Annotated in this window: 16 protein-coding genes; 8 read left to right on the top strand and 8 right to left on the bottom strand. The window is 56.0% G+C overall.

From position 1 onward, the window contains the following. Positions 1-158: 158 nt before the first annotated feature. The 5 genes from mioC to ravA form a co-directional block, all read right to left on the bottom strand. Complete coding sequence (mioC, locus tag F3I44_RS17475) at positions 159-599, bottom strand: FMN-binding protein MioC (protein ID WP_150014450.1); 441 nt, start codon at positions 597-599, stop codon at positions 159-161. 154 nt (positions 600-753) lie between these two features. Then, positions 754-1,215: a transcriptional regulator AsnC gene (gene asnC, locus F3I44_RS17470; protein ID WP_013359557.1), complete on the bottom strand. Its 462-nt coding sequence runs from the start codon at positions 1,213-1,215 to the stop codon at positions 754-756. 104 nt (positions 1,216-1,319) lie between these two features. After that, positions 1,320-3,458, bottom strand: coding sequence for a 5-histidylcysteine sulfoxide synthase (gene ovoA / locus F3I44_RS17465; RefSeq protein WP_150014448.1), 2,139 nt, complete (start codon positions 3,456-3,458; stop codon positions 1,320-1,322). Positions 3,459-3,724: 266 nt separating this feature from the next. Then, positions 3,725-5,185 (bottom strand): ATPase RavA stimulator ViaA, encoded by a 1,461-nt coding sequence (viaA, locus tag F3I44_RS17460; protein ID WP_150014446.1) that lies wholly within the window; start codon positions 5,183-5,185, stop codon positions 3,725-3,727. Then, complete coding sequence (gene ravA / locus F3I44_RS17455) at positions 5,182-6,678, bottom strand: ATPase RavA (protein WP_150014444.1); 1,497 nt, start codon at positions 6,676-6,678, stop codon at positions 5,182-5,184. The genes viaA and ravA overlap by 4 nt, the downstream gene beginning before the upstream one ends. Before the next feature lie 290 nt (positions 6,679-6,968). Here ravA and kup point away from each other — a divergent pair, with 290 nt between their 5' ends. Beyond that, positions 6,969-8,837 carry a low affinity potassium transporter Kup gene (kup, locus tag F3I44_RS17450; protein ID WP_150014442.1) on the top strand — a complete coding sequence of 623 codons (1,869 nt, stop codon included), beginning with the start codon at positions 6,969-6,971 and terminating at the stop codon, positions 8,835-8,837. Positions 8,838-8,852: 15 nt separating this feature from the next. Here the strand turns inward: kup and qseC are convergent, their stop codons facing one another. Together qseC and qseB are read right to left on the bottom strand one after the other, a co-directional pair. After that, entirely contained in the window at positions 8,853-10,208 is a 1,356-nt protein-coding gene (gene qseC, locus F3I44_RS17445; protein ID WP_150019497.1) for a quorum sensing histidine kinase QseC, read from the bottom strand. Continuing rightward, positions 10,196-10,867 (bottom strand): quorum sensing response regulator transcription factor QseB, encoded by a 672-nt coding sequence (gene qseB, locus F3I44_RS17440; RefSeq protein ID WP_150014438.1) that lies wholly within the window; start codon positions 10,865-10,867, stop codon positions 10,196-10,198. The genes qseC and qseB overlap by 13 nt, the downstream gene beginning before the upstream one ends. Positions 10,868-11,029: 162 nt before the next feature. Between qseB and F3I44_RS17435 the strand changes: the two genes are divergently transcribed. The 7 genes from F3I44_RS17435 (at position 11,030) to rbsR (ending at position 17,413) form a co-directional block, all read left to right on the top strand. Further along, on the top strand, positions 11,030-11,437 hold the full coding sequence (locus tag F3I44_RS17435; protein ID WP_150014436.1) for a YgiW/YdeI family stress tolerance OB fold protein: 408 nt from the start codon (positions 11,030-11,032) through the stop codon (positions 11,435-11,437). A 182-nt stretch (positions 11,438-11,619) separates the two neighbouring features. After that, positions 11,620-12,039 (top strand): D-ribose pyranase, encoded by a 420-nt coding sequence (rbsD, locus tag F3I44_RS17430; RefSeq protein WP_150014434.1) that lies wholly within the window; start codon positions 11,620-11,622, stop codon positions 12,037-12,039. 7 nt (positions 12,040-12,046) lie between these two features. Next, positions 12,047-13,555 (top strand): ribose ABC transporter ATP-binding protein RbsA, encoded by a 1,509-nt coding sequence (gene rbsA / locus F3I44_RS17425; protein ID WP_150014432.1) that lies wholly within the window; start codon positions 12,047-12,049, stop codon positions 13,553-13,555. Then, positions 13,552-14,523 carry a ribose ABC transporter permease gene (gene rbsC, locus F3I44_RS17420; protein WP_150014430.1) on the top strand — a complete coding sequence of 324 codons (972 nt, stop codon included), beginning with the start codon at positions 13,552-13,554 and terminating at the stop codon, positions 14,521-14,523. Before rbsA ends, rbsC begins: the two co-directional genes overlap by 4 nt. A 25-nt stretch (positions 14,524-14,548) precedes the next feature. Then, positions 14,549-15,424 (top strand): ribose ABC transporter substrate-binding protein RbsB, encoded by an 876-nt coding sequence (rbsB, locus tag F3I44_RS17415; RefSeq protein ID WP_150014428.1) that lies wholly within the window; start codon positions 14,549-14,551, stop codon positions 15,422-15,424. A 62-nt stretch (positions 15,425-15,486) separates the two neighbouring features. Then, on the top strand, positions 15,487-16,416 hold the full coding sequence (gene rbsK, locus F3I44_RS17410; RefSeq protein ID WP_150014426.1) for a ribokinase: 930 nt from the start codon (positions 15,487-15,489) through the stop codon (positions 16,414-16,416). A gap of 13 nt (positions 16,417-16,429) precedes the next feature. After that, the gene (gene rbsR / locus F3I44_RS17405) at positions 16,430-17,413 is read left to right on the top strand and encodes a ribose operon transcriptional repressor RbsR (protein ID WP_150014558.1); all 984 of its coding nucleotides are present in this window, start codon (positions 16,430-16,432) and stop codon (positions 17,411-17,413) included. Here the strand turns inward: rbsR and mdtD are convergent. Further along, complete coding sequence (mdtD, locus tag F3I44_RS17400) at positions 17,410-18,810, bottom strand: multidrug transporter subunit MdtD (protein ID WP_150014424.1); 1,401 nt, start codon at positions 18,808-18,810, stop codon at positions 17,410-17,412. The genes rbsR and mdtD overlap by 4 nt on opposite strands. Positions 18,811-19,368 lie beyond the last annotated feature (558 nt).

Below are 19,368 nucleotides of genomic sequence, written 5' to 3'. Positions count from 1 at the left end.
TATCCACAGCACGAAAATAACTCTTCCGTTATTCTTTGGATAACTACCGGTTATACGCAGTAAAATAGGGTAGTTATCCACAAAATAAACGAGCGGGAAAGGATAAAATCAGCATCTTCCACTGGGGATCATCACTATTTCGCGATCCCCAGCCCCCTTCAGATCGTCTTTTTCCAGCTTTCCAGCCAGGCTTCCGCCGGATCTTCAGGGATCTCATGCTCCAGCACGTCAATCTCCAGACGATCGCCGATCTGCCGGGCTCCCTGAGCAATCAGCTGTGCTTCAATCTGACGGATCGCACCACAGAAGAGATCGTATTCGTGATTGCCGAGGCCAATTGCCCCAAAACGAACCTGAGAGAGATCGGGCTGGCTGTCACGAATGGCTTCGAACAGTGGCAGCAGATTGTCGGGAATATCCCCTGCACCATGCGTTGAACAGACCACCAGCCAGATGCCCTCCTGCGGCACCTCATCCAGCTCCGGGCCGTGCAGCATCTGGGTTGAGAAGCCCGCTTCCTGTAATTTTTCTTCGAGATGTTCAGCCACATACTCTGCGCTACCCAGAGTACTGCCACTGATTAAGGTAATATCGGCCATCTTGCTCTCCCGGACATTAAGGCGAGCATTGTACGCTGTGATCAAGCGGTGATCCACCTGTGGACAACAGGGTTAATAGATCAGAGGAAGCGAACGCAGCCGTTGTCAGCCGCCACATTCGTCAGGGATAAGATTATGCACAAGGCGGGATGGATCAGGGCTTGATGGTACGCATGATCGGGTTTTGCAGCGAGATCAGGGTTTCTGTCGACTGAATTTCATCGATGGTCTGGATCTTATTGATCAGCACCTGTTGCAGGGCGTCGATTGATCGGCACATCACTTTAATAAAGATGCTGTAGTGGCCGGTGGTGTACCAGGCCTCAACCACTTCATCCAGCGCCTCCAGTTTGCTCAGCGCCGCCGGATAGTCTCGTGCGCTTTTGAGGATAATGCCGATAAAACAGCAGACATCAAACCCCAGCTGACGTGGATCGATATCCACCCGGGTGCCCAGGATAATCCCCGCCTGCTTCATCTTTTCCACACGCACATGAATGGTGCCGGGGCTGACATTAAACTGTTTTGCCAGCTCGGCGTAAGCGGTACGCGCATTATCCAGCAGGGCATTCAGAATGCCGCGATCCAGGTTATCGAGCTGCAGATGTTCGGCCATGGCCATCCTCGTTATTGGTCTGCTTTAAGTAAACAAGGGTGAATGTGCAGCAAAATAGCGGTTCAGGCAACTACCGGCAGCGACGGACGCCGCTGCCGGTTCTCTTAGCGTTTGCGCCAGATGGTGACCTGCGCCAGCGTGTGCTGGAATTTGCGGGCCGTTTCGCGGATCACAAAGGGTTTATCCTGCGGTTCGTCGACCAGTTCGAAGTCAGCTGCCAGCTGACGTTGCAGCGCCTGCAGTGTCGTCAGCGCCTCACCATTTTCACGCACGCCGCCCAGCCAGTTCTCCTTCGGCGTGAATTCCTCCAGCCAGGTATAAGGCGATGAGAGCAGCAGGATGCCGCCCTGACGCAGCATCGGCGTGACATCCCGCAGGAAGCGCGCGGGTTGACGCAGGCGATCGATCAGGTTGGAGGCGAGCACAAGATCGTAACGACCCGGCTGCGGCTTCAGGTTACAGGCGTCGCCCTGAACAAACTGAATCCGCTGCGCCAGTTCGCTCTCCAGCGCAAAATCTTTCAGGCGAACCTGACGATACTCAACCAGCTCGCCTTCCTGAGGCAGCAGATAGCGGAAGTCTTCGCCGCTGGCCAGTTGCAGCGCTACATCAATGAAGCGGGCCGAGTAGTCCATTCCGGTAACGCGCTCAAAGTGGCGAGCCAGTTCAAAACTGGCGCGTCCGGTGGCACAGCCGATATCCAGGGCATCACCACGGGCTGAAGTGTAATTCAGCGCCAGCTTCACCAGGCTCTCGGCATAGTTATCCACGCCGAAATAGCGCGGGCCATACTGGAAGTCGAGGTACTGCGACACCATCGCGTCAGATTCATACGGGTTCAGCGCCATGGTCTCCTGATGGCTGGACACCACGTAGCGGAAACCGGCGTGCTGGAAGAAGTGGCGGCGGAACGCATAGCGTGCCGATTTCAGCGCCTCATTGCCGGTCGAGATCCAGCTTCCGCCTTTGATCAGGGAATGTTTGCCATCGAAGGTCGGGGTAGAGAAATCATCGTAAAGCGGGTGGACTTTGAAGCCTTCAAAGCCATTGGTCGGCGTGGTCGTCCATTGCCAGACGTTACCGACGATATCGAAGAACGCGCCTTGGGCGAAGAGATCGACCGGCGATGAGGAAGCCCAGTACGCCAGGTTAATGTTGCCCGGCGTCGGTTCCCAGTCCGGCTGATCGCCCGCAACCTGCTCGCGCAGCTGAGCCCACTCCGCTTCACACGGGAGCTGAACGCTCATGCCGGTCTGTTCCGCTTTCCAGCGGCAGAAGGCGGCTGCTTCCAGCTGATTGACCTCAGCAGGCCAGTCCCACGGCATCGCCACTTCTTCACACATCAGACGCAGTTTAAGCTGATCGGGCATCGCTGGTGAACCGACCCAGAAAGTGGGCATCTCCGCTCTGGCAAACTGACACCAGCCCCAGCCTTCATCATCCCACCAGCGGGCATCCCGATAACCGCCCGCCTCTACGAACGCCATGAATTCAGCATTGCTGACCAGCATTTTGCTCGCCTGGAACGGCTGCAGCTTAACCTGCTGGCGGCCATATTCATTATCCCAGCCGTAGGTATCGTCGGTTTTACCCAGCGTGACGGTGCCGCCTGGCATTGGCAGCAGGGCATTGGCCGGAACGGTCTGACGCTGGTGGCGCGCCAGCGGACAGATGGGCCATGCGGACTGGGGCTTGACCCACTCAATCGGTAGCTGGCGGATCAGCACGCTGGAGGTTTCCAGATGGATGCGCTCATGCTCGATGCCCATCAGGATCACCCAGGCCGGACTTTCCCAGTTGATCGGCAGGGTGATCGGCATGGTCTGAATAAGATCGCTGACCAGCGCTTTAACGCGCCCACGGTATTTACGGACTTCATCAATGGTGGGCCAGTCATAGTGACTGTCATTGAGATCGTCCCAGCTCATCTCATCCACACCAATCGCCATCATCGCTTCGATACGATCGTCCAGACGCGCATCAATGAGGCGTCCGGCCATTAGCTTATTAATGTAGAAGGTTGCGGTGTGACCAAAATAGAAAATCAGGGGATGGCGCAGCGGAATGGCTTTGGTGAACCAGGCCTGCGGATCCGCCAGACAGGTAAACAGACTCTCATACTGGTCCCAGGTTTGATGAAAATAGGCCAGCAATTCGGCACGTTTTTGTTCTATGTTCTGGCCGGAAAGCATTAACGTCCGCGTCGGTGCAGGCAGATCGCGGTGGGGTTGAGCAAGCGTCACAGGAAGCTCCAGATTGCTGAGTAAGTGAAACGGTAATTCACTATAGCAAAGAAGCTTTTCTGTCAGATGACTTAGAGCCTGCCCGTCAGGCTATTTTATTTGGCAGTCTGAACCTGGGCAGTGCTCACACAGGCTGCTTTAGCAACCTGAACGCCCTGAAGGGGCGAGCACAGCGAGTCATCCTCACGTACTACGTGTACTACGGATTGTTCCGCGCTGTCCGTGTCCAGACTGCCTGCAACAATTACGCCTGTCGGGACAGACTCTTAACGGCGCCAGTGGCGCAGCAGGCGGCTTTTCATGCCGGTGTCGAAGCGCCAGATATGGTCGAAGATGCGCAGAATGCCTGGTTTCCCATGGGCCGACATAGCCACGGCGTGAAAACGTTGCTGATTATGTCGCTGGCGTTTTTTGATCGCCCCAATGACCTCTTCCGGCAGACGCTGGGCAATAAAATCGGAAACGATCACCGCATCGGCTTCCTCCCACAGTGCGCCTTCCATTCGGGTGACAACCGAAGAGAGACAGGCAGCCAGATCGGTGCCGCCACGGAAACGCTGGCTCAGAAAGCGAATCGCCTGCTCCAGTCCATCGTCACCGGTCAGCTCATAGCCAATCACCTCATGCGCAAACAGCATGATGTAGCAGCGACGGCGATCGGCCAGCGCAACCTTCAGCAGTGCCAGACAGAATGCTTTGGCGCAGCGCTCGTTGAAGCCTCCCATCGAACCGGAGGTATCGACGCAGACGATAAACGGCCCGCGCGGCTGCTCTTCATGCTGCTGGTGGCTGGCCGGACGCATCGTTATCTTTTCATGCCAGGCATCGCCCTGCAGCTTATAGGTCAGTAGCCGTTTCTCGACCAGCCGCCGGTAAAATTCCAGCTCCAGTTCGCTGATGCTCAGTGCGGCTAACTCCGGTGGCAGCAGCCGCAGTACGTCATCGCTCTGATGAATGCCGCTGACCTCTTCCGGCACGGACGCAGGCTCCTGCACCAGATGATGAAAAGCTTCCATCGGAGCATTCTGCGATGGCACCGATTTGGCCTCCCGACTGCGTCCCAGCTGCTGGGCCAGCTTCAGCAGCTCCGGTTGCTGGGCCAGAAAGTCGCCATATTGCAGCATCAGCTGATAGTCACCAGGCTGCAGTGACGCTTTGCTCATGTCCCACAGCCGACCCGCGGCGGCTTCATCATCGTCACCGAGAATGGGTGCCAGCTGACCGCTCAGCGCCATGCGCTGCTGCAGTTCCGCCAGCAGGCGTTCGCGCTGCTGCTCCAGCAAATCCTGATTCAGCGTCAGGGTCTGTAAGGTCAGGCTCAGCCGCCAGCGCTGTAAAAATAGCTGGTGCTGCGCGCTGCTGAGATGGCTGACATCGGTGTGCTGCAGCAACCGGTTCGCTTCATCCAGAAAAGGCGACGGCAGGCTTTGCAGCGCCTGAAGGGTTGCATTGAGCTGTTGGCTGAATTCACGATCGCTGAGGAGTTGTACCCGCTGAAACAGCTGAAACTCTTCGGCCAGCGTGGCCGGAACCGGCGTGGCTTTGAATTCAGCACTAATCTCCGCTCGCCAGCGTGGCACATCGCGCAGTAGCGCTTTTTTTAGTCCGGGGAATTTTTCAAAAAACAGCGCCAGCTGTGGGGACGCCAGCAGGGCAATAATCAGCTCTTCAATCAGTTCTGTCTCACCCACTGAGAGCAGTGTGCTCAGCATCTCGACTGAGATCATTTACGCGCCTGTTTCAGCTGTTCGGCCACATCCTGCAGGCTGGTTTCGACCCGCGCCAGCCAGTCATCGCTGATAAACAGGCAGCGCTGATGCTGGCTGAACAGATGACGCTGCGACCGCAGCTCACTTTCCAGCGCATCCAGCGCATCGGTGATCTCACCGGGCAACGGCTCGCTATTGCTGACGCCTGGCAGCATCAGACGTGACGATTGCAGGCTGACATCACGGATAGCCAGGCAGTGCTGCGCATCCACCTGTAAATCCAGACTCTGCGCAAAACCAATCCCATTGAGCTTGCCGCGAACCTCACCCCCTTTCTGCAGCCACTGATTCAGGGCATCACGCGCAATCACCAGATGGCTTACCTGCATGTCATGCAGCATCAGCGGCTTTTGCAGCATCAGCGTCAGTTGCTCATCGGTAAAGCTTTCCGGCAGATCGTAATGGGGCTTGCGGCTGAACATGCCGCTGTGTTTTTCCAGGGTGATCGCCTGCGCGATGCTCTGCTGTTGCTGCAGAGCCAGGCGACGCGCTTTTATCTGCTGCAGTTTCAGCAGCATTGGCTGCTGCTGCCAGGCGTGCTGCGTCATCAGCTGATCGATTTCTCGTTCCAGCAGCTGCATGGAGGCGACGTCGTGCCAGAGACAATCTTTCAGCAGGATCAGGTCTATCGGGGCAATAGCGTTGCGACCACTGTAGAAGGCGCTGGCCTGCAGCAGATGAATGGCTTTTTTCCAGCGACGATCGGAAATGTAAGGTGCGGCAGGCTGGCTTTCCAGTTGCTGGCGCAGCTGATAAATCAGCTCAAAGACGGCATCGGGCAGGCTGACCTGACTGATGCCGAGCTGCCACTGCGCATACTCTTCATCACTGATGCGCAGGGATTCCGTGACCGGATTGGTGTGCTCATCCTGCTGGTGGGTCAGCATGCTGCGAAAGTTCTGCTTCTCATGCACGTTATCCAGCCACAGGCGGATCAACATTCGATCATAGAGCGCCTCAAGACCGCTATCCGCTTCCGGCAGTTCGTTGGAAGCGGTAACCAGCAGCCGCATCGGGATGGTCTCTTCGCTGTCACCATTGCGGAAGCGGCGTTCATTGATAGCGGTCAGCAGGGTATTCAGAATCGCCGGGCCGGCTTTCCAGATCTCATCCAGAAAAACAATCTCGGCGTCGGGAAGATACCCTTTAGTGAGACGCTGGTAGCGCCCTTCATCTTTCAGTGCCTGAATGGAGAGCGGGCCAAACACCTCTTCCGGCGTGGAAAAACGGGTCATCAGATATTCAAAGGCGCGGGCGTGCTGGAAGGCATATTTAAGGCGGCGGGCAATCAGGCTCTTGGCGATGCCCGGCGGTCCCAGCAGAAACACGCTTTCACCGCTTAGCGCGGCCAGCAGGCAAAGGCGAATGGCATGGTGCCGTTCATATAATCCTTTTTCTAACGCATTGCTAAGGCGAGAAATTCTTTCTGCCAAAAGATGGGGTTGAGCCATAATCACATCAATGTCCTTACGATCGTCGGGCCGCCGCGCTTAAGCAAGCGCCTTACTCTATAGATCATCATGCGTGAAAGCGTTGATAGCTGTCAGCTTTTTTGTTTCAGAAGGTTTGCCTGTTTAAAAGTGGTGCTGGATGACAATTTATCGTCTTAAATAACCCCGTTACCCTGACCGCGAGGCGAAGCGGGTATAGGAATTTTCGTTAAACCGTGCATACTGTGCGCTTTTTGATGGCCTGAGCGAGGGGTTTTTGCACCTCTTAGACTCCAACAAAAGATAACTTTATGAGCTCGGATAATAAGCAGTCACTTCGCGGATTAACGCTGGCCGCTATTGGTGTTGTTTACGGGGATATTGGCACCAGTCCGCTGTATACCTTGCGTGAATGTCTCTCCGGACAGTTTGGTTTCGGCGTTGAGCGGGAAGCGGTTTTTGGCTTTCTGTCGCTGATTTTCTGGCTGCTGGTGCTGGTGGTCTCGCTGAAGTACATCAGTTATGTGATGCGCGCCGACAACGCCGGGGAAGGTGGGATACTGACCCTGATGTCGCTGGCAGGTCGCCATACGGGTGCGCGCGCCACGGCGGTGCTGGTGATCATGGGCCTGATTGGTGGCAGCTTCTTCTATGGCGAGGTGGTGATCACGCCAGCCATTTCGGTGATGTCCGCCATTGAGGGCCTTGAGATTGCTGCGCCGTCGCTGGATCCTTTTATTGTGCCGATGTCGATTGCGGTACTGACGCTGCTGTTTGCTATTCAGAAACATGGCACCGGTATGGTGGGCAAACTCTTCGCGCCGGTAATGCTGGTCTGGTTTCTGGTGCTGGCGATCTTCGGGGGCATGGGCATCATGCGAAACCCGGACGTGCTGCATGCGCTGAATCCTGCCTATGCGGTGGAATTCTTCCTGCACTATAAGTCCGTTTCGTTCTTCGCCCTCGGTGCAGTTGTGCTGGCGATTACCGGCGTTGAGGCGCTTTATGCCGATATGGGTCACTTCGGTAAAGTGCCGATTCGGCTGGCCTGGTTCTCGGTCGTGCTGCCGTCGCTGGTGCTGAACTACTTTGGTCAGGGCGCGCTATTACTCAGCGATCCTAAAGCAATTAAAAACCCCTTCTTCCTGCTGGCGCCGGACTGGGCACTGATCCCGATGCTGATTCTGGCAACGCTGGCCACCGTTATCGCCTCACAGGCGGTCATCTCCGGCGTCTTCTCGCTGACGCGTCAGGCGGTGCGACTGGGCTATCTGCCGGGGATGCGTATCATCCACACTTCTGAGCGCGAATCGGGCCAGATTTATATTCCGGTGATCAACTGGGTGCTCTATTTCGCCGTGCTGATTGTGATTATCAGCTTTGAGCATTCAAGCAATCTGGCTGCGGCCTACGGTATTGCGGTGACCGGTACTATGGTGCTGACCGCCATCCTCTCCTGTACCGTGGCGGTTAAAAACTGGCACTGGCATAAGCTGGCGGTCGCCGTCATCCTGGTGCTGATGCTCTGCATTGACGTGCCGCTGTTTACCGCCAACCTGGTGAAAATTTTCTCTGGTGGCTGGCTGCCGCTCTGCCTCGGTCTGATGATGTTTATCATTATGACGACGTGGAAAAGCGAACGTTTCCGCCTGCTGCGTCGCATGCACGAACATGGTAACTCCCTGGAGGCGATGATTGCCTCACTGGAGAAATCGCCGCCGGTTCGCGTACCGGGCACAGCGGTCTATATGTCGCGTGCTCTGAATGTGATTCCGTTTGCGATGCTGCATAACCTCAAGCACAACAAGGTGTTGCATGAGCGCGTTGTGCTGCTGACATTGCGCACTGAAGATGCGCCTTACGTCCACAACGTGCGTCGAGTCACTATCGAGCAGCTGTCGCCGACCTTCTGGCGCGTGGTAGCGAGCTACGGCTGGCGTGAAACGCCCAACGTTGAGGAGATTTTCCACCGCTGCGGGCTGGAAGGACTCAGCTGCCGCATGATGGAGACCTCGTTCTTTATGTCGCATGAGTCGCTGATCATCGGCAAGCGGCCGTGGTATCTGCGCCTGCGCGGCAAGCTCTTCCTGGCGCTGCAGCGCAATGCGCTCCGCGCACCAGACCAGTTTGAGATCCCGCCAAACCGCGTGATTGAGCTGGGCACCCAGGTCGAGATTTGATTGTCAGTGCCCGCCTTACGGGGCGGGCGCTGACCAGCGTAGCGTGACGCATAAGCCGCCACCGGGTCGCTGGCTGAACGTAACCTGCATCCCGTGCAACTGGGCAATATTACGCACTATCGATAACCCCAGCCCGCTCCCGCTCTTCTCCTGACCTGGCGGTCGCCAGAAACGCTCACCGAGCCGTTGCAGGTCGGCAGCACTCAGACCCTCGCCGTTATCCTCCACCGACAGGCTATTTGCCTGTAACCGCACATCGACTTCGCTGCCCGCAGGCGTATAGCGAATGGCGTTATCCAGCAGATTTCGCACCAGCAGCGACAGCAACAGCGGATGACCCTGAATCTGCGGATCGGCCTCGGCGTGCAGCCGCAGCGTGACACCGGTTTTATCCGCCAGCGGCAATTGTGCGGCGAGCGTATCCTGAACCGTGCGTTTCAGCGCCACCGGTTCGAAGGCGCTGCGCGCATCATCGGCTTCAACCCGCGAGAGCGTCAGCAGCTGATCCACCAGCCGCGTAGCGCGGACTATGCCGACATCCAGCTGTTGCAGCGCATGGGTTCGCATTACTTCGTCATCCGCAGTCAGCTGGATCACTTCGCTTTGCACCTGCAGTGCGGCGAGCGGACTGCGCAGCTCATGCGCGGCATCGGAGGTAAAGCGCCGTTCACGCTGCATCATGGCGCTGATGCGGCTGAACAGGCCATTAAGCGCAATCATCAGCGGCTGTACCTCTTTCGGCACGCGGTCTGCCTGCATCGGCGTATCATCATCGGGCGCGCGCTGCGCCAGCTGCTGTGCCAGCGTTTTCAGTGGCCGCAGTTCAGACCAGACCAGGCCGATCAGCAGCAGTAGCATAAACGGCAGCGCGATCAGCCAGGGCAGCATACTGGCTTTCATCAGATCCTGCGTCATGTCGTCGCGGTATTCCGATTCCTGACCGACGACTACCCGGAATTTCTGATCAGGCGTGGTCAGCCAGACAAAACGCCAGCGATCGTCATCATTGGTGAGCTGACCCTCATGGAATCCCTGATAGTCCGCCTCAAACGGCAGATAACGGCCATTATCGCCATCATTCATCACCTGCCTGCCGTCATGGGTAAAGACAGCAAAGGCCAGGGCATCGTCATCCTGCTCGCCACGATGGTGCCGTAGCATCGCTTTGGTTCGGGGCAAAGTGGTGTTGTCCAGCGAGGTGAAATCCAGCGTCAGCAGGCGCTTGGCCAGCAGCATCTGCTGGGTATCAAACAGCTCATCAAGGGTTTCACGGGTCTGATGCCAGGCACTGATACTGGCACTGGCCCAGCAGAGGCCGAGCAGCAGCACGAAACCGATGCCCAGCCGCAGAAACAGGCTCATTGATCGCATTCAGCGGCTCCCAGGGTATAGCCGACGCCGTGCAGCGTGCGGATAAATGCGCTGCCCAGCTTTTTACGCAGATGATGGATATGTACTTCTACCGCATTGCTGGAGACATCGGCATCCCAGCTGTAGAGCTTCTCTTCCAGCTGGCTGCGCGTCAGCACCCGGCCCGGGTTGCGCATAAAGAGTTCCAGCAGTGCCAGTTCACGGCTTTTTAACTCAATCCTTTCGCCATCGCGCATGACACTATGGCTACCGGGGATCAGCACCACGTTACCGTGACGGAGTTCGGGCTGCAGCTGACCATGACGGCGGCGGATCAGTGCCTGTAAGCGCGCGGCCACTTCGGTTAAGGCAAAGGGTTTACACAGATAGTCATCGGCTCCCATCTGCAGGCCTTCAACCCGCTGATCGAGCGCATCGCGGGCAGTCAGTATCAGTACCGGCACATCATTTCCCTGCTGCCGCCACTGCCGCAGGATATCGAGTCCATCCCGCTCAGGCAGAGTAAGGTCCAGAATCACCGCATCCCAGGGCGCGGCCTCCAGCGCGTTACAGCCCGACTCACCAGAGGTAAACCAGTCAATGCTGAAGCCCAGTTTACTCAGTCCTGCTTTGATACCGTCGCCAATTAAGCGATCGTCTTCAATCAGTAAAATACGCATCACGTCTCCCTGTTCCGATAGCGCTTTATACGAAGCAACTTCCTCACTGTACAGCTGATTTCGGCGAAAATGGCTTATTTTTACCGCTTAAGAAGCTGTTAAGAACTCTGTGGTTAACTGGACATATTCAAACCGAAAAGACCACTGAGAAAGGGGTACACCATGAAAAAGCACGCTGCAATTCTGGCCGTCGTTATGCTGGCTTCCGCCCCGGTTTTCGCTGCACAACAGGGCGGATTTGTTGATCCCAGTGCGCCAGCCTCACAGACGCAGTCAGCATCCGGTCAGGGCGGCTTCAGTGCCGGTAACACCAGTGTGGTGACCGTGAAGCAGGCTGAAGAGATGAAAGATGACAGCTGGATCACCGTACGCGGCAAGCTGGAAAAACAGATTGGCAATGAAGATTATCTGTTCCGCGATCAGACCGGCACCATGAAGGTCGAAATCGACCACAAGCACTGGAATGGCCAGACGATCACGCCCAAAGATAACGTTGAGCTGACGGGTGAACTGGATAAAGATTTCAACAGCATTGAGATGGACGTTAAGCAGGTCAAGAAACTGCCTTAACCTTCTTCTACAGGGCCGCATTCGCGGCCCTTTTTTCGTCTCCTTCCCCGCCTTAATGCAAATTTTTCCCCACGTAAGCGAAACGTTTCGATAGCGATCACAGATTTCTGTTTTGCCAGTTGAGTTGATGGCGGCTTTTCATACACTCCAGACAGCGAAACGTTTCGCTGTGGAGTGAAAAGATGAAAAAAGGTCGCCTGTTAAACGCTGAACTCTCTCATGTGATTGCCCGCCTGGGACACACGGATACGCTGACGATTGCCGATGCAGGCTTGCCGATTCCGGCAGGACCGCAGCGCATCGACTTAGCGCTCACGCCGGGTACGCCCGATTTTATGCAGGTGGTGAATGCTGTCGCACTGGAGATGCAGGTAGAGCGCGCCCTGATCGCGGAGGAGATTAAGCAGCATAATCCGCAACTTCATAGCGCGCTTGTCGCCATGCTCGAAGCCTTGCAACAGCACCAGGGAAATAGCATCACCATCAGCTACACCAGTCATGAACAGTTCAAACAACACACGCAGCGTAGTCAGGCGGTCATTCGCAGCGGAGAGTGTTCTCCGTTTGCGAATGTCATCCTCAGCGCCGGTGTGACCTTCTGAGGCCGCTATGCAACCTTTACTGCAACTCGACGGCATTGAAAAATCCTTTCCGGGCGTGAAAGCCCTTAAGGGTGCGTCGCTGAATGTTCGTGCAGGACGCGTGATGGCGCTGGTGGGCGAGAACGGTGCCGGCAAGTCCACCATGATGAAAGTACTGACCGGGATCTATCAATATGATGCCGGTACGCTGCGCTGGCTCGGTGAAGAGACCCGGTTCAGTGGACCGAAAGCGTCTCAGGAAGCGGGTATTGGCATTATCCATCAGGAGCTGAACCTGATCCCTCAGTTAACTGTGGCGGAGAATATTTTTCTCGGTCGCGAATATGTGGGGCGTTTTGGCCGTATCCAGTGGCCGCGTATGTATGCCGAAGCCGATGCACTGCTCAAAAGGCTCAATCTGCGCTTCAACAGCCACAAGCTGGTGGGCGATTTGTCGATTGGCGATCAGCAGATGGTCGAAATCGCCAAAGTGCTGAGCTTTGAGTCGCAGGTCATCATCATGGATGAGCCGACCGATGCGCTGACGGATACCGAAACGCTGTCGCTGTTCCGGGTCATCAACGAACTGAAGGCGCAGGGCTGCGGCATCGTCTATATCTCGCACCGCATGAAAGAGATCTTTGAGATCTGCGATGACGTTACGGTGTTCCGCGACGGTCAGTTTATTGCTGAACGTCCGGTCAGCGCGCTGACCGAAGAGAGCCTGATCGAGATGATGGTCGGGCGCAAACTGGAAGATCAATATCCCCGTCTGGATCAGGCACCCGGCGACGTGCGGCTGAAAGTGGAAAACGTCAGCGGACCGGGCGTCGAAAACATCAGCTTCAGCCTGCGCAAAGGTGAAATCCTGGGCATTTCGGGCCTGATGGGCGCGGGCCGTACCGAACTGATGAAGGTGCTTTACGGCGCGTTGCCGCGCCATGAAGGCAAACTGTGGCTCAGCGGCCGCGAAGTAGTGACGCGTTCGCCACAGGATGGGCTGGCTAACGGCATCGTCTATATCTCAGAGGATCGTAAGCGCGACGGCCTGGTGCTGGGCATGTCGGTAAAAGAGAACATGTCGCTGACGGCGTTACGTTATTTCAGTCGCGGCAGCGGGTCACTGAAGCACGCGGCAGAGCAGCTGGCGGTCGGCGATTTTATCCGGCTGTTCAATGTGAAAACGCCCTCAATGGAGCAGCCGATTGGCCTGCTTTCAGGCGGCAACCAGCAGAAAGTGGCGATTGCCCGCGGACTGATGACCCGGCCCAACGTACTGATTCTGGACGAACCGACCCGCGGTGTGGATGTCGGCGCGAAGAAAGAGATCTATCAACTGATTAACCAGTTCAAGGCCGAAGGGCTGAGCATCATCCTCGTTTCCTCGGAAATGCCGGAAGTGCTGGGCATGAGCGACCGGATTCTGGTGATGCATGAAGGCCGTATCAGCGGCGAATTTACCCGGGAAGACGCCACTCAGGAAAGCCTGATGGCAGCCGCCGTAGGCAAGCAACACAGCGAGGATTTAGTGGTATGACGACCCAAACTTTACCGGCCAGCCGTCGCTGGTTTAGCAAAAGCTGGCTGCTGGAACAGAAGTCGCTGATTGCACTGCTGGTGCTGATCGCCGTAGTGGCCAGCCAGAGTCCGAACTTCTTTACCGTGGCGAACCTGTTCAACATTCTGCAGCAGACCTCGGTCAACGCCATCATGGCGGTCGGGATGACGCTGGTGATCCTGACTTCCGGTATCGACCTCTCTGTGGGATCGCTGCTGGCCCTGACCGGTGCGGTCGGTGCATCGCTGGTGGGCATGGAAGTCAATGCTCTGGTTGCGGTGGCGGCTTCGCTGGCGCTGGGTGCGGCAATCGGTGCCCTGACCGGCACCATTGTGGCGCGCGGTAAGGTGCAGGCGTTTATCGCCACGCTGGTCATGATGCTGCTGCTGCGTGGTGTCACCATGGTCTACACCGACGGCAGCCCGATTAATACCGGTTTCAGTGCCAACGCCGATCTGCTGGGCTGGTTTGGTATTGGTCGCCCGCTGGGTATCCCCGCGCCGGTCTGGCTGATGGCGCTGGTCTTTATCGCCGCCTGGTACATGCTGCAGCACACGCGTCTGGGTCGCTATATCTATGCGCTGGGCGGTAACGAAGCGGCAACGCGTCTCTCTGGCATCAATGTGAATCGCGTCAAAATCATCGTCTATTCACTGAGCGGCATGCTGGCGGCACTGGCGGGCACCATTGAAGTCGCGCGTCTCTCTTCGGCACAGCCGACAGCGGGTACCGGCTATGAGCTGGATGCGATTGCTGCGGTCGTGTTAGGCGGAACCAGTCTGGCTGGTGGTAAAGGCCGTATTTTCGGCACCCTGATTGGCGCGCTGATCCTCGGCTTCCTGAACAACGGCCTGAACCTGATGGGCGTCTCTTCGTACTACCAGATGATCGTTAAAGCGGTAGTCATCCTGCTGGCGGTGCTGGTGGATAATAAAAGCAGTAAATAACTCTGACCTTACACAGGATAATAAGATGAAAAAGTTAACCGCACTGGCCCTGATCCTCGGCGCAACGCTCAGTACCAGCGCCATGGCAAAAGATACCATCGCGCTGGTGGTTTCAACTCTGAACAATCCGTTCTTTGTTTCTCTGAAAGAGGGCGCTCAGAAAGAAGCGGACAAACTGGGCTACAACCTGGTGGTACTGGATTCACAGAACAATCCGGCAAAAGAACTGGCGAACGTGCAGGATTTGACGGTTCGCGGCACTAAGCTGCTTCTGATTAACCCGACTGACTCTGATGCGGTGGGCAACGCAGTGAAGATGGCTAACCAGGCGAACATTCCTGTCATCACGCTGGATCGTGTTGCGGCACAGGGCACGGTTGTCAGCCACGTTGCTTCCGATAACCGTTTCGGCGGTAAAATGGCCGGTGACTTCATCGCCAAAAAAGTTGGCGAGAATGCCAAAATTATTGAGCTGCAGGGCATTGCCGGCACCTCTGCTGCCCGCGAACGTGGCGAGGGCTTCAAACAGGCCGCTGATGCGCATAAATTCCAGATCCTCGCCAGCCAGCCTGCTGACTTTGACCGTACCAAAGGTCTGAACGTCATGCAGAACCTGCTGCAGGCACACCCGGATGTTCAGGCGGTATTCGCTCAGAACGACGAAATGGCGCTGGGTGCGCTGCGTGCGCTGCAGACCGCCGGAAAAACGGGTGTGATCGTGGTGGGTTTTGACGGCACTGCTGATGGCGTGAAAGCTGTAGAAGCTGGCAAACTGTCTGCGACCGTGGCACAGATGCCAGACAAAATTGGCATGATCGGCGTGGACACCGCTGATAAAGTGCTGAAGGGTGAAAAAGTGAAGGCGATCAATCCGGTCGACCTGAAGCTGGTCACTCAATAACTCAAAGAAAAGCAGGGCACCGCGCCACCCTCCCGGTGGCGCACTTATTCCGGACTCCCCTAATGAGCAAAAACGCAAAACTGGCCGTTCTTGGCAGCATTAACGCTGACCACATCCTTAATCTGGCGCACTTCCCTCGTCCCGGTGAAACGGTGATCGGGCAGAATTATCAGGTTGCGTTTGGCGGTAAAGGCGCGAATCAGGCAGTCGCCGCGGGGCGTGCGGGTGCCGATATTGCCTTTATTGGCTGTGTGGGCGCGGATGACATTGGCGAACGTATTCGTGAGCAGCTCACACAGGACAATATTGATACAACGCCTGTAGAAGTGGTTGAGGGCGAGTCGACCGGTGTGGCGATGATTTTCGTCAACGGTGACGGTGAGAACAATATCGGCATCTACTCCGGGGCAAACGCGGCGCTAACGCCCGATTGCGTGGCGCGTCATCAGCAGGTCATTGCCGGTGCAGATGCACTTTTAATGCAGCTGGAATCGCCGCTGGAGAGCGTACTGGCTGCCGCGACATTTGCCCGGCAGCATCAGACGCAGGTTATTCTCAATCCGGCACCTGCTACCCCACTCTCCGATGAGTTGCTGGCGCTGATCGATATTATTACCCCGAATGAAACGGAAGCAGAGAGTCTGACCGGCATTGCGGTCCACAACGATGACGATGCTGCCCGGGCTGCAGCAGTGCTGCATGCGAAAGGCATCGGCACGGTACTGATTACGCTGGGTAGCCGCGGTGTCTGGCTGAGTGAGCAGGGGGACGGTCAGCGTATTGCAGGCTTCAGCGTTAAAGCTATTGATACCATTGCGGCAGGTGACACCTTTAATGGTGCCTTTGTTACCGCAAGACTGGAACAGAAGCCGATGTATGACGCGGTGCGATTTGCCCATGCCGCCGCCGCGATTGCCGTTACGCGTTCAGGTGCACAGCCCTCCGTGCCGTGGCGCACGGAGATCGATGAATTTTTGCAGCAACAGGGTTAAGCGCTTGAGTACCATGAAAGATGTCGCTCGCCTCGCGGGCGTCTCTACCTCCACTGTCTCGCACGTCATTAATAACAATCGCTTTGTCAGTGAAGGCGTGCGGGAAAAAGTTGAGCAGGCGATACGTCATCTTAACTATGCTCCTTCTGCACTGGCACGCAGTCTGAAAATCAATCAGACGCACACTATCGGTATGCTGCTGACTACCAGCAGTAACCCTTTTTATGCCGAAGTGGTGCGGGGCGTGGAGGAGAGCTGCTATCAGCGTGGCTACAGCCTGATTCTCTGTAATACGGCGGGAGATGAGGAGCGGATGAACCGCAGCCTGGAAACGCTGATGCAGAAGCGTGTCGATGGTTTGCTGATCATGTGTACTGAAAGTCATCTGCCGTCGGCAGACATCCTGAATCGTTATCCCTCTATACCTGCGGTGATGATGGACTGGGCACCGTTTGAGGGGCGCGGTGACATCATTCAGGATAATGCGCTGCTGGGCGGCGAGCTGGCCACTCAGCATCTTATCGACAGCGGTTATACCCGTATCGCCTGTATCGCGGGTCCCCAGGATAAAACGCCTGCCCGTATGCGACTCGAAGGTTATCGTAACGCCATGACTAAGAGTGGGCTGGAGATTTTGCCTGGCTATATCGTGAATGGTGACTTTGAATTTCAGGGTGGCTACAACGGGATGGTCGAGTTGCTGGCGCTTGAAACGCTGCCGGAAGCGGTATTCACCAGTAACGATGCGATGGCTGTCGGCGTTTATCACGCCCTCTATCAGGCTGGCATGCAGATTCCGCAGCAGATGGCAGTCATGGGATATGACGATATTGAGCTGGCGCGCTATCTCACTCCGCCATTGAGTACTATTCACCAGCCCAAAGATGCACTGGGCGAACTGGCGATAGATACCTTAATTCATCGTCTTAGTGATCCCGACGCCAGCCAGCAAACGCTGGTGCTGACGCCGGAACTGGTAATGCGGGGTTCGGTTTAGCGCTTTTTCTTCCTGTCGCGATTCGTGATCAGATTACGTCCATCGCCGTTTTTCAGCAGCATAAAGGTCAGCGCCGAAAGCACGGTAACAATACCCATGGTCAGGAACGTGGCGTGAAACTGTGAAATGGTGCTGGTTTCAAACTCCTGATAGAAGCGCAGCACCGCCGCGCTGACGGCTACACCAAAACTGATCGCTAATTGCTGTGTCACGGCTAGCACACTGTTACCTCCACTGGCGTTATCATCATCCAGATCGGCCAGGGTGATAGTGTTCATGGCTGTGAACTGCGTAGACATTGCCATACCGAGAACAAACAGTGGAAGCAAGAGTACAAATATGCTTTCAGCGGGTGACTGCAGAGAGAAGCTGGCGATCAGGATGCCGATAATGGCGGTAATGCCGACCAGCAGACGGCGATAGCCCAGCCAGCGCAGCAGTTGTGTCACCGTCGATTTTGCCAGTATCGAACCAATGGCGGTTGGGGCCATCATGCAGCCTGCGATAATCGCGGAAAAGCCAAACCCGACCTGCAACATGAGCGGCATCAAAAAGGGCACACAGCCGGTGCCGAGACGAGAGGCAATATTGCCGACGATGCCGACTGAGAATGTCCGGGTTTTAAACATCGGCAGATTGATCAATGGTGAAGGATGATTCCGGGCATGCACTATATAGATGAGTAAAAGCACGATCCCGCTGAGTAATATCCCGCCGGCCAGCCAGGCAGAAACAATCCGCTCACCGAACAGTTCAATCCCAATTGAGATCATTACCAGTCCAGCCCCGAATAATATGAAGCCGAAAAAGTCGAAGCGGCGCTTGGGTGTGGTGAAGTCAGGCATATATTTGCGTGCGTAGATAATGCCCAGAATGCCTATCGGGATATTAATCAGGAAGATCCAGTGCCACGTCGCGTAGGTGACCAGCACACCGCCCAGCATCGGGCCCAGTATTGGGCCAACTAATCCTGGCATGGTGACGAAATTGAGGACTGGCAGCAATTCACTGCGCGGATAGGCGCGCAAGAGCGCAAGTCTTGCGACCGGCATCATCATTGCGCCACCCACGCCCTGTACGATGCGCGAGATGACCAGCACCGAAAGCGTTGGTGAGAGCGCACAAGCCAGCGAGCCAAGGGTGAACAGCGAAACCGCAATGATAAACACCTTGCGCGTGCCGAAGCGATCGGCGAGCCAGCCGCTGACCGGAATCAGCATAGCGACAGTGAGGGTGTAACTGATGACGGCGGATTGCATGGCCAGAGGAGAACGGTCGAGGCTGGTGGCGATAGCGGGCAGGGCAGTATTCAGTATGGTAGCGTCGAGTGACTGCATGAAAAAGGCCATAGCCGCTATCCATGGCAAACCGGCCATGCTGCGCGAGGATTTTATCATTGCGTGTCCTTCCTGGGGTTATCCTGCGAGAAGAAGCAAAATAATAGCACCCGTAATCCGCAACGACAGGTCTCTTTACAACGTTTGATCGCTGTTTTTGTGCGTTATTCGGCCATGAAACGTCTCTTTTTAAGCCGTTCGTTTAAAAAAGATGCGCTCAGCAAATTAATTCGAAGAAACACTTGTCAGCCTGCGGAAACTCCCTATAATGCGCCTCCATCGACACGGCACACCGGCAACGGGAAACGGGTTGAAGGTTCAGGAGACTGACCCGCCGGAGAAAAACTTCTGAGAAAGAGGTTGACTCTGCAGGAGGAAAGCGTAATATACGCCACCTCGCGACAGGACGCTAACGCACTGTTCGCACTGCTCTTTAACAATTTATCAGACAATCTGTGTGGGCACTCGCAGGATCGATATCAGCGTCTTTGGACGCACAAAAATATCAAAGCCTCACGAGTGAACACATAATGAAATTCATTATGACGTTTTACAGATGAGCATCGCTGCACTTGTTGCAGCAAATCAAACTTTAAATTGAAGAGTTTGATCATGGCT

Origin of the sequence: Pantoea sp. F_5, assembly GCF_008631595.1 — a bacterium.
Classification (GTDB): domain Bacteria; phylum Pseudomonadota; class Gammaproteobacteria; order Enterobacterales; family Enterobacteriaceae; genus Pantoea; species Pantoea gossypiicola.
This window is presented reverse-complemented; position numbering and strand designations above follow the sequence as displayed.